Origin of the sequence: Streptosporangium sp. NPDC001681, assembly GCF_040298085.1 — a bacterium.
In the GTDB taxonomy this organism is placed as follows: domain Bacteria; phylum Actinomycetota; class Actinomycetes; order Streptosporangiales; family Streptosporangiaceae; genus Streptosporangium.
The window spans coordinates 22,864-34,852 of record NZ_JBEOZN010000071.1 but is presented as its reverse complement, the minus strand read 5'-3'; the positions used below and the strand labels follow the sequence as shown (position 1 = coordinate 34,852).

Annotated in this window: 6 protein-coding genes; 4 read left to right on the top strand and 2 right to left on the bottom strand. The window is 69.4% G+C overall.

From position 1 onward, the window contains the following. Window positions 1–9: 9 nt before the first annotated feature. Entirely contained in the window at window positions 10–804 is a 795-nt protein-coding gene (locus ABT130_RS28425; RefSeq protein ID WP_350920286.1) for an IclR family transcriptional regulator, read from the top strand. Window positions 805–956: 152 nt separating this feature from the next. Here the strand turns inward: ABT130_RS28425 and ABT130_RS28420 are convergent, their stop codons facing one another. After that, window positions 957–4,958 (bottom strand): NB-ARC domain-containing protein, encoded by a 4,002-nt coding sequence (locus tag ABT130_RS28420; RefSeq protein WP_350960290.1) that lies wholly within the window; start codon window positions 4,956–4,958, stop codon window positions 957–959. A 691-nt stretch (window positions 4,959–5,649) separates the two neighbouring features. Between ABT130_RS28420 and ABT130_RS28415 the strand changes: the two genes are divergently transcribed. Next, on the top strand, window positions 5,650–7,644 hold the full coding sequence (locus ABT130_RS28415; protein WP_350960287.1) for a vWA domain-containing protein: 1,995 nt from the start codon (window positions 5,650–5,652) through the stop codon (window positions 7,642–7,644). 49 nt (window positions 7,645–7,693) lie between these two features. Further along, a complete protein-coding gene (locus ABT130_RS28410) occupies window positions 7,694–9,289 on the top strand; it encodes an extracellular solute-binding protein (protein WP_350920297.1) in 1,596 nt (531 codons plus the stop codon). A gap of 57 nt (window positions 9,290–9,346) precedes the next feature. Here the strand turns inward: ABT130_RS28410 and ABT130_RS28405 are convergent, their stop codons facing one another. After that, entirely contained in the window at window positions 9,347–9,853 is a 507-nt protein-coding gene (locus ABT130_RS28405; RefSeq protein ID WP_350920300.1) for a lytic polysaccharide monooxygenase auxiliary activity family 9 protein, read from the bottom strand. Window positions 9,854–10,238: 385 nt separating this feature from the next. On the opposite strand from ABT130_RS28405, the gene ABT130_RS28400 reads away from it, so the two are divergent. Beyond that, the gene (locus ABT130_RS28400) at window positions 10,239–11,624 is read left to right on the top strand and encodes a glycoside hydrolase family 16 protein (RefSeq protein WP_350960284.1); all 1,386 of its coding nucleotides are present in this window, start codon (window positions 10,239–10,241) and stop codon (window positions 11,622–11,624) included. The last annotated feature ends 365 nt before the right edge of the window (window positions 11,625–11,989 follow it).

Sequence of the window (11,989 nt, the reverse complement as noted above, 5' to 3'; positions counted from 1 at the left end):
GAAAGCAGTATGGCCGTGGAGACCTCCGATCCGGCATCGGCGTCGGGCCTCACTCGGGCCCTGCAGGTGATCTACACGGTCGCCGAGGAGAACTCCACAGGCATCGGCGTCTCGGCGATCTCCCGCCGCCTCGGCCTGCCCAAGGCAGTGGCGCACCGCATCCTCAAGACGCTGAGCAACGACGGCTTCCTCCGGTTCGATGAGGAGACCAAGCGCTACACGCTGGGCGTCGGCGCGCTCAGCGTGGGCCTCAGCGCCATCTCCAGCCTCGGCCTCCAGGCCGCCGTCCACCCCTTCTTGCGCAACCTCGTCCAGGCCACGGGAGAGACCGCCACGCTGTCGATCAGGCAGGGGTGGACCCGCATCTACCTGGACCAGGTGGAAAGCCCTCGCGAAGTACGGATGACCGTCGCCGTCGGCCGACCGTACTCCCTGCACGCCGGCTCGTCGTCCAAGGCCATCCTGGCCGCCATGTCCGACCGCGACATCAGCGAGTTCCTGCGGCTCCAGCCCTTCGAGGCGCTGACCCCGCACACCCTGGTCACCCCGGACGCCCTGCTGGCGGAGGTCGGGCGGATCCGCCGCCTGGGCTACGCCGAGAGCACCGGCGAACGCCAGTCGGCCGCCGGCAGTGTGGCGGCGGCCGTACTCCGCCCGGACGGCACGGTGTTCGGCTCGGTCTCCATCTGCGGCCCGATCACCCGCTTCGACGAGACCACTCGCGCCTCCTATGGGCCGCTGGTCGCCAAGGTGGCCGGGCACATCTCCACCGTCGTGCTCCACCGGACCTCTACCTTCCGTTGACCCAGCCTGCGCTGCAATCCGGATCCACCGGTTGATGTCTGGTCGGTGTGCGGGCCGGGAACGAGAAAATGCCTTGTGACCTGCGCGCGCCTTCGTACGAGCGTTCCTCGAAGAGGGCCGGTCGGCGACACCAAAAACCGCTCGCCCTTGGTTCAGGCTGGGGGCGGGTAGAGGTCGAAGCCGTACAGGCCCTGGTCTCCCCCGGCGGCCAGACCGAAGCCGTTGGGGAACCAGGCCAGACAGTTGAGACCCGCCTCGACCCTGGCTCCGGCGCCCGCCGGCTCGCCGTACCTGTCCCACAGCCGGATGGTTCCGTCGTCCGAGCAGGTGGCGAGCAGGTTGCTGTCCGGGGAGACGGCCACGCCGCGAATCTTTCCCGAGTTCGCGGGCAGCGTCGCCCGATCCCTGCCGCCGGCCGACCAGACACGCGCGGTGCCGTCCTCGAAGCAGGCGGCCAGCCAGGTGCCGTCGGGGGCGATCGCCACCTGCCGGGCCGCTCCCGGGCATCCCTTGAGCGAGGCCCGTGCCTTTCCGTCGGCTCCCCACAGACCCGCCGTCCCGTTGACCGAGACGATGGCGAACCACCTGCCGTTGGGGGCGACGGTGATCTCGTCCATGGCCTCCACCCTGCTTTTCAGGGCGGCGTACCTGCTGCCGTCCGGTTTCCAGAGTTGGATTCTTCCGTAGATGGACAGGGTGGCGAGCCAGGCGCCGTCCGGTGAGATGAGGATGTGAGCGGTCGCCCGGATGTTCGCGACCAGTACTGCCCGCTCGGTGCCGTCGGCCCACCAGATACGCGCGGTGCCGTCTTCCGAGCAGGTGGCCAGCCAGGTGCTGTCGGGGGCGATCACCACCTCACGCACCGGCCCGGTGTGACCGGCCAGCACCGCCCTCCTGCTGCCACCCGCGCCCCAGAGCCGTACGGTCCGGTCGGCCGACCAGGTCGCCAGCCAGGTGCTGTCGGGGGCGATCGCCACTCCCCGCACGCGTCCGGTGTGCCCCGTCGGAATGGCCCTCCTGCGGCCACCGGCTCCGCGTATCCGGATCACGTGATCACCGGACCAGACGGCCAGCCACGTCTTGTCCGGCGAGATCGCGCCGTAGTGACCGGTCTCGATGGGAACGGTGAGGGTCGCTCCTTCTATCCTGTCCTCGTTCCAGAGCTTCACCGAGCCGTCGCCGGAGTGTGTGGCGATCCAGTTCCCCTCGGGGGAGATGGTCACCTTGCGCACCATCCCGGTCCGGCCCCTGCGGCTCTGCCGCCCGGAGCGCTCAGACTGCCAGATCCGGATCTCCCCGTCCTGCGAGCAGGCGGCCAGCCAGCTGCTGTCAGGAGCGATCACCACCTGACGCACCACCCCGGCATGCCCGGACAGAGCTGCCCGTTCGCTGCCGTCGGACTCCCACAGCCGCACGCTCTGCTCCCCGGAGAGGGTCGCCAGCCAGCTGCTGTCAGGAGCGATCACCACCTGACGCACCACCCCGGCATGCCCGGACAGAACGGCCCGCTGCCTGCCGTCGGACTCCCACAGCCGCACGCTCCGATCCTCGGAAAGGGTCGCCAGCCAGCTGCTGTCAGGAGCGATCACCACCTGACGCACCACCCCGGCATGCCCGGACAGAACGGCCCGCTGCCTGCCGTCGGACTCCCACAGCCGGACCGAGCCGGTGGACGTCCAGGTGGCCAGCCAGCTGCCGTCAGGGGCGATGCGGATCCCGGGTGCCGCTCCGGTGTGTCCCGTCAGAACGGCTCGCTCGTCGCCGTCGACTCCCCACAGGCGCACGCTCCCGTCTCCGGAGAGGGTCGCCAGCCAGCCGCCGTCCGGCGAGACGGCCATCTTGGAGACCTCGCGTATCGGCCTGTTCCGGCCGGAGACCTTCTCGTTCTCCTGGTTCCAGCCGCGCATCAGCAGGGTGTCCCTCAGGGTTCGCGGCTTGGTCCTCACCCTGACCGGGCTCCTGAGGGTCAGGCGCTTCCTCCCCTCGGGGCTCCACAGGGCGACCCTTCCCCGCACGGAGAAGGTGGCCAGCCACGAGGCGTCCGGCGCGGCCACCATCCCGGCAAGCCTGCCGATTCCGCTCTTCAGTACGGCGCGCCTGCTTCCTTCGGGGTTCCACAGGGCGACCCTTCCCCGCACGGAGAGAGTCGCCAGCCACGAGGCGTCCGGCGCGACCACCATCCCGGCAAGCCTGCCGACGCCGTTCTCCAGGATCGCTCTCTGGGTGCCGTCGATCCCCCAGACCTGCACTCTCCGGCGTCCGGAACGGGTCACCAGCCACGAACCGTCCGGCGCGGCGGCGACCTCGTGAACCGGCTTCCGATGAGTGGCCAGCGTTGTCCGGGTAGTGCCGTCTGCCTTCCATATCTGCACACCGTCGCGGCCGTGGACGACGAATCTCGATCCGTCCGGTGTGATCGAAACGTCCCTCAGCCGTTTCGTCGTCGAGGTCAGCGTTCCCAGCAGGCAGGTGGCGCCGATGTCGGGCAGCGGCCAGCGGGCTCTCAGGAAGGGGGTCTCGGTCTCCTGGCTGTAGCGCTCGATCGACGCCCGCATCGGCGGGAACGCGTACAGGCGGGCCAGCAGGTTCGCGGTGGAGACGGCATCCGATTCGAAGGGGGTGAGCAGGTGTGCGCTCCGGGCGATCAGCTGCCGGACCCCGGCGACGGAGCGGGAGGTCGACAGCATCAGATCCGACTCCGCCGCTGCCACCCCGAAGGCTCGTATCCGGGTGACGAACCATCGCACGTCGTGCAGGAGCGACTCCAGCTCCCGATGCCTTCTCCCCTCGGCGAGGTGGAACAGCAGATGGTCCCAGAGATAGGGCACCTCCCTGGGCAGTCTCCACCATTCGGCGTCCGCCGCGAGGTCGTCGTCGGGGATCAGTTTGCGGGCCTCGTCGAGGAAGTCGCGGTTGGCCGCCTCGACGCGCTCTCTCCCCAGCCCGTACTCCGAGCGGAGGTGTGCACGGACGACGTCGTGGATCGTGATCGACGGCACCGTTCCCTCCGTCTCGTGCCTGTCGATCAGTGACAGGTCGTGCAGCCTCGCGCAGAGGCGCTCGGTCTGCTCGGAGGTGAGTCCGGCGGTGGCGCGCCAGAGAAGCCCGGCGGTGCCGACCGGTATGTCGGCGTCCTGCGGGAAGACGCCCAGCTCAAGGAAGCGGGCACGGTCGAACACGCCGAGAGCTTCGAGGCTGTGCTCGACCGTCACGCGCACTGCGGTCTCCCGCTGGCGGGGAATGGTGACGTCCAGGGGGGCGGGTCCGGCCCGGCCGAGCCGCTCGGCCGCCCGGCGGGCGGCGACGTCGGCGTTCACCCCGCCACCGTGCTCGTCACGCAGGCGCGCGTTGACGAGGTCCAGTAGCAGCGGCCATCTTCCCGTCAGGCCCATCAGGCTGTTGACGACGCCGGGGTTCATCGGCGGTAGCCCACGGCTCAGCAACTGGACGGCCACCCGCGGCGCCATCTCGTCGACGATCATCGCGATCGCGTTCGGGGGAAGGGCTCTGGGCAGGCGGGTCGTCACCAGCACCCGGGACCGCACCGCCGCGGCCAGGAAGGGTCTCAGCTGTGCCAGGCTCCACACGTCGTCGACCACCAGCAGCGTCTGGCCCCGCTCCGCCAGGATCTCGGCCATCCGGTGGCCGGCCTGCTCCGGGCTGGAGAACTCCGGCCGAGTGCCCGTCACGGCCTCCGTGACGTCGTTGGCCAGCGCCGCGATGTCGACACCGGTGCGGTCGCGGCCCACCGTGACCCAGATGACACCGCCCTTGAACCACTTCCTCACCTCACCGCTGTGGCACGCCTCCACGGCCAGGGACGTCTTACCGAAACCGCCCGCCCCGGCGATGCCGGTGGTCAGGCCGATCGTTCCCGAGCCTCTCATCGTCAGAGTGGAGACCACGTCGTCCAGCTCGGTTCTGCGGACCCACCCCGCCTTTCTCTCGGGCACCCGAAAGAGCCCGCCGTGAGCGCGCGACTTCATCAGTTCCGGCGTCAGCCGGGTCAGCAGGACGATGAGGAAGGCGGTCAACCCGAAAATCGCGACCCAGGTGATCCGGTTCTCGGCCACCGTTTCCGGAAAATATTCTCCGACCATTCCAATCGGCAGCCCGACCAGGATTCCAACAACTACCAGAAGCGCCGTGGCCATATCGGCGAATTTTTTTGTGCGACGAGCCAACGATCACCTCGACAGTGCCGACCCCTGCCCAGACGGGCGCTGGGAACCCTGAACGCACGATATCTGTTCCCCATTGCCGCCGAGTTGAATCACCGAGGTTCGGGTAATTAACGCGCGTACAGAAAGCCATGTTGCACGCTTTGCGCTGCTATGTCCACGGCATCGACACCGACCATTCCGATTCACATTCAATAGAGGCCCTTTTCCGTGGTGCCGCGATCACCCTCGGCCATCCCTTTCGAGCCGCCGGCCGGGTCCGCCGTGGCCGTCAGCGGTCAGGGCCGCCCGCGGGGAGCCGCCCCGCGCGACCAGACCGCGAACGGCGGTGCGCCGCAAACACTTCCCCTGTCACTAAATGCAGCCATAAGGCGAACATAGAGACTCGTGTCCGAATCGATGTTTAGTGTCGATAAAAAAGACAGTGAAATCAAGATATCCATCGCATTCGACGGGCCGACGGATTAGGATCTGACGCGGTCGGAGCCGAGCCGGGAAAGGCCGCTCCCCGCTCATCCCACGCCAAGGCGCCGTCCTCGAAACCCCGTCAAAATCCTGTCACAGGAAAATCCATCGCCTGGAACCTCGCCGCCCGAAGTGCCCCGTTCGAAGTACGGCCGTCTGAGAGCCCGTCGTTCACGTCGTCGAACAGGTAGTGATCTCCATGTCCGGCCCCTCCCCCTCCTCACCCGCCGACGACTCGCGGGACCCGGACGCCGGCCAGCCCGGCGGCCTCCCGGCGAAGCTCAAGGAGATCGCCGCGACCGCCCTGGTCACCGGCGGCGTCACCACCCTGTTCGCGGTGCTGACGGACGGGGTGCGGGCACTCGGCACGGGTCTCGCCCTGCTCGTCTGCGCGGTGATCGGCCTGGCCGTGGCCGTCCTGCTGACGCTGGGAAGGTTCGCCCGCCTGCTGCGCCGATGGCTCGAACCGGCCGGACGGGCCGTCGCGCGCCGTCGCGCGGCGGGAAGGCCCGCACCGGGCATGCCCGGGCGGAGGCACCGGCGGCTGGAGGGGTTCGTGCTCAAGTTGTCGGCCGGCTACATCGGCGTCCTCCTCGGCGCCGCGGCCGTAACGGTCCCGTGGGGGGTCGTCCAGGGCGGAACGTGGCTGAGCCACCGGATCTGGCCCCCCGACTGCGAGCGGCCGCTGGAGTTACGCGTCGTCACCGCTCCGGAGAACGTGACCGCCCTGCGCGAGAGCATCGCCCTGTTCGTCCAGGGCAGGCTGGTGGACGGCTGCGCACCGTACACGATCTCGGTGGGGGTGGCGCCCTCGGTCGGGGAACTGGCCTACGCCTTCGGCGACAACTGGTACCGCGACGACGCACGCCAGGAGGGTGACGAGCCGTTTCGCCGGCTGTACGGTCCCCGGGCCGACGCCTGGGTCGCCACCAGCACCGGCGAGGCCAGGCTCGTCGCCGAGGACGTGGGAGCGGGCGGCGCCACCCTCGACATCGGCCCATCGGTCGCGTCCGACCGCCTGGTGGTCGGCATGATCAGCGGGCGTGCCGAGAAGGTCAGGAAGGAACTGCCGGCGGGGCGGCCGGGCAGCCACAGCCTTCCGGTCCTGTGGAAGGTGGTCCGATCGAAATTCGGCATGCCGGTGAGCTACCCGCAGCCCGAACTCTCCACCGCCGGGCTCGTCGCGGTCTCCGACCTCATGCCCCTGGGCGACATCGTGGACCGGGAGCAGCGCGACATCGTCGCCGAGAGCGTCAGCTCGCTGCTCTGCCGGTTCAGGACCGCGAGCCGCGGGACCGGCGGCGAGGAGCTCAACCGGAGCCCCGCCCTGGTGATCCCGTTTCACAGCCTGACGGACTACAACGACGGGCGGTTCAACGACCCCCACTGCCCCGAGGGGGCACCGAGCGGGATGACCAAGCTCAAGGAGTTCTTCTCTCCCGGGCTCTCCGGGCTGGACTACCCGTTCGTCACGATCAGCTGGCCGGACGAGCGGAGCGCGGAGCGCACGAGCGTGCTCGGCCTTCTTCGCTCGTGGCTGGCCGCCAACCCGCTCTTCGGTGAGCGCTCCGCTGAGAGGGCGGTCGTGCGCTCCCCCGCGGCACTGCGAGAGGCCCAGAGCCGGTTCTTCGGTCTCCTGCCCCGGCTCGACGCCGAGATCGCCCTCGACGTGTCCGGCTCGATGACCGCACCGCCCCGCTCCCTGCTGGTACGCCTGCGTGAGACCTTTCCCGACATCAAACCGCTGATCACCCCTCGTGACGACCTCGCGCTGAGCGCCTTCTCCACGGTCGGCCGTAGGACCCGGGTCAGGGAGCTCCAGCCGGCGGCGGGCCGCGCCGAGTTCGACGAACTGACCAGGAGCGTCGCCGGTACCAGGGCGGAGGGCTCCGACGCCCCGATATCAGACATGATCATGAACCTGAACCGGCGGGCCGGATCTCCTGGGCGTGCCCTCGTCGTCGTGACCGACGGGGGCGTCTTCGACAACGAGCGACGGGGGAAGGGCGTCGGCGGGACGCTCGCCCGCGCGTCCAATGTCAACGCCCTCTATGTGCTGGCCCTCGGCGACAACGGCTGTGATCGCTCTCCCCCGCGTGCGGGGAAGTACCGCGAGTGTGTGGAGGCGGGAGCCGACATGCGGCAGGCGCTGAGACACCTGATCTCCAGCCTGCGTGGAAAGGACCGCCGTTGACCTCCCTCCCAGGGCCGGAGCCCGGGATCTCCACAGCCAAGGAGATTCGATGAGCCTGACGCGACGCCCGCGCGCCCTGCTCGGCAGGTTGAACCCCGGCCAGCGTCGCTGGGGCGGTGCCGGGGTGGTGGCGGGGCTGGTGCTGGCCTCGGTGCTCATCTCCCTCACCGCGAGGGATCCCTCGCTCCTCACCGGGAAGCCCGCCTTCCCCGCCGACTGCGGAGGGCCTGACCGGCTCACCGTGGCGACCGGCGCCGACATCACCGCCGGCAGCTTCCGCCGCGACCTGATCGAGGAGTGGAACCGCACGCACACCACCCAGGTCACCCTGGTCGAGGTGGCCGAGCGTACGGACGAGGAGCGGGCCGAGATGGCGGGCCGTGCCCGGCTGGGGAGTTGCGCCTACGACGTGCTCTCGGTGGACGTGGCCTGGACCGCCGAATTCGCCCGGAGCGGCTATCTCCTTCCGTACCCTCTCGATCCACAGAAGGCGGGCCTCTTCGTGGACAACGTCCTGAAGACGGGCCAGGTGGACGGAGTCCAGTACGCGGTGCCCTTCGTCACCGACGTGCCCCTGCTGTTCCATCGCCGCGGCCTGCCCGTGCCCACCACGACGGAGCAGCTCTGGAAGTACGCCGCCGCGAACGGCGGGTACGCCGTGCAGCTCGGCGACTACGAGGGGGGCACCGTCAACCTGCTGGAGGCGGTCCTGTCCGCGGGTGGAAGGGTCACCGACGGTGACCGGATCGTGCTGGACGAGGGAGTCAACGGCGAGCGGACGCGCGAGGCGCTCGCGCGCTGGCGGGCCCTGCTGGAGAACGGCACCCTGGCACGCGGGGCGGAGAACTTCTCCAAGCAGGACACCTTCAACGCCTTCAGGGACGGTTTCCTCGCACGAGGCCCGAAGGACTCCGCGGAGGAGAGCAGCCTCCAGGCGTTCCGCGACGAGGAGGCGGCCTACATGCGCAACTGGCCGTTCGCGTTTCACCGCCTGGCCACAGACCGCTCGATGTACGACGGCCACCGGCGTCTGCGCTTCGGCATGGCCGCACTGCCCGGCGCCGGCATCCTCGGGGGTTTCAACCTGGCGATCTCCGCTCGCTCCGACAATCCGGAGAAGGCACGGATGCTCATCGACTTCCTGACCGGCCACCAGGCCCAGGCGCGGCTGTTCGCCTGCAGCGGCTATCCGCCGGTGCTCGAATCCGTCTACGAGGAATACCGGCGCGACCCGCGCACCTGCGACCAGCTCTCGGTTTCCCCCGGGACGGAAACGGGCTTCTCCGGGAGAACGGACTGCACGCCGGGGACGGGAGCGAATCCCTCGACGGGGGCGGCCATCGCCGCCGCAGGCCCTCCCGGCGAGGACCCTGAGATCACCGCTCCCATGCTCCAGGAACTGGCCGGGAAGATCCACCAGGCCCTGTGCAAGGCCGAATCACGCCCGCAGTACTCCTACTACTCCGCTTTCAGTGAGGTGTTCCGCGGGTGCGCCCGCGCGGTGGTCAACGGCGACCTGCCCGCCAGGGAACTGGACCTCGCCCGGTTCGCCGACGCTCTGCGCGCCGCCCGGCAGGGTAGGGCGCCGGAGGGCGCCGCCGGGTCGCTCGCTCACTGCGGGAAACCCGAGCGGCGGCCAGGATGACGGGAGCCGCCCCCGCCCCCGCCGGGGCGCGGAGGGGGCGGGAGCGGGTCGGATGGGTCAGCGCTGCAGGTCGACGCAGGAGTAGAAGGCGTTGGCGGTGTCGGCGATGTTCCAGACCGCGAGAACCTTCAGGCGGCCTGTCCTGCCGCCCAGGTTCACGTTGTGCGAGACCGTGGCGCCGGGCTGCCTGCCGCCGTCGTTGAAGACCGCGATCCGGGTGTTGCCGATGTAGTACTCCCAGGTGCTGGTGGCGTGGCGGGCGGTCAGCACCCAGTTGAAGGTGACCGAGTTGCCGACACTCGTGGCCGGCCAGCCCTTGCTCTCGTCGCTGAGCTGGGAGAACCGACCGACGTTTCCGTGGCAGTTTCGCAGGCCCTTGGGGCCCTCCACGCTCTGCGGCTCGTAGATGATGTCGCCGCAGTTGGAGACGCGGCCCTGGGCGCACATGGCCTGACGGCTCGGCGGCGACGAGATGTAGCCGTGCGCGCTGGCCGGTGAGGCGATGAACACGGTGGCGGCGATGGCGATGATCGCCGTCGCAAGGAAGGTGACCGTTCTACGCATGTACTGCTCCTTCGCTGGGGGGTAATTCGAATATAAAGGAAACTTTCCTAACAGTAAATATTCGAGTCAGCGAATATCCGAAAACGCTGTCAGACTTCCGGTCGCCGGACGCCCCCGGGGCGCCCGGCGACCGTGGCCCCGACAAAGGCGGGCGGCCACCCGGACCCCGGCAGGGTGCCGCACGTCGGACGGCGGCACGGGCAGGACGTCCGGAGCGCGGAGCGACGACCGAACACCTCGCGGACAAGCACTGAGAGCGCTCTCCGGCTTTTTCCGACTCGGGTGTTGACCCTGGCTTAACCTTCGCGTAACAGTGATATCAATCGGTCTTTACGCTGCAGCGATGTTCGACCGTCCGCCTCGTTCGCCTTGTGAGAGGTTTCGAATGAGCCACCCCCCAAGAAGAAAGCGCTCTCTCGGATGGATCTCGGCCATCGTCGCCGCGCTGGTGCCGATGATGATCGCCATCACCGCCCACGCCTCCGTCCCGGCAACCCCCTCCGGCTGGTCCCTGGTCTGGAGCGACGACTTCACCGGCGGCGCCGGGTCACTTCCCTCCTCCGCCAACTGGATCGTCGACACCGGCCACGCCTACCCGGGCGGGCCCGCCAACTGGGGCACCGGTGAGATCCAGCGCTACACCGACAGTCCCGCCAACCTGAGCCTCGACGGCGGCGGGAACCTGCGCATCACCCCGATAAAGAGCGGCAGCGAGTGGACGTCCGCCCGCATCGAGACCCGCCGCTCGGACTTCAAGCCCGCCGACGGCCGCATCCTGCGCATCGAGGGCCGTATCCAGATGCCCAACGTCACCGGTGACGCCGCACTGGGCTACTGGCCCGCTTTCTGGGCGCTGGGCGCGCCGTATCGCGGCAGCTACTGGAACTGGCCCGGCATCGGCGAGTTCGACATCATGGAGAACGTCAACGGCATCAACTCCGTCTGGGGCGTGCTCCACTGCGGTGTGAACCCCGGCGGGCCCTGCAACGAGACCACCGGCATCGGCGCCAGCCGGGCGTGCCCCGGTTCCTCCTGCCAGTCGGCGTTCCACACCTACCGCTTCGAGTGGGACCGCAGCATCACCCCGAACCAGCTGCGCTGGTACGTCGACGGGCAGCAGTTCCACAGCGTCAGCCAGTCCCAGTTCGACGCCGGGACCTGGAACAACATGACCGGCCACCAGGGCTACTTCATCCTGCTCAACGTGGCCATGGGCGGGGCGTTCCCCAACGCGCTGGCCGGGCAGACCCCGACCGCGGCCACGGTCTCCGGCCGCCCGATGCTCGTTGACTACGTGGCCGTCTGGCAGAGCGGCTCCGGCTCCAATCCCACCCCGACGATCACTCCGCCGCCAGGTGGGGTGGACGCCCGCTCGACCATCCAGGCCGAGCGCTACCAGGCTCAGGCGGGCACGTCGCTGGAGACCACCACGGACACCGGTGGCGGGCAGAACGTCGCACAGATCGGCAACGGCGACTGGCTGCGCTTCGACGGAGTCAACTTCGGCGGCGCGGCGGCCACCCAGTTCAAGGCCCGCGTCGCGTCCGGGGCGGCCGGCGGGGTCAGCGGGCTGGTCCAGGTGCGCCTCGACAGCCTGACCGCGGCTCCGATCGGCGACTTCGCCATCGGTAACACCGGTGGCTGGCAGAGCTGGCGTACGGTCCCGGCCAACATCGCCTCGGTGACCGGAACCCACACGGTCTACATCACCTTCACCAGCGGGCAACCCGCCGACTTCGTCAACCTCAACTGGTTCTCGTTCGGCAACTGAACCCGGTAGGGCCCGCGCGTCCCCCAGGACCCGCGGGCCCTACCACTCGGGATCACCCCGCCGTGGGAGGCGTGAAACGCTGTCCGACCTGCCCGATCCCGGGCACCCGTCAGCGTGCTCAAGGAGCGGCCCGGAGGACTTCGCCGGCGGTGCGGGGGAAGGCGCAGCCGCAGACAGCCGGCGATCAGCAGTTGCAGGGCCTCGGTACCGCCACGGGTATCGAACCACTCCACATCGATCAGCGAGAGCCCAGCAGCCACGGCCTGTTCCAACGGATCAGTCACAGTGTGCGCGAAACGGACTCCCCAGGCGGGCATCCGCGCTGTTCAAGCGTGGCGTGGCGGCACCGGCCCCCGCGCGGGAGG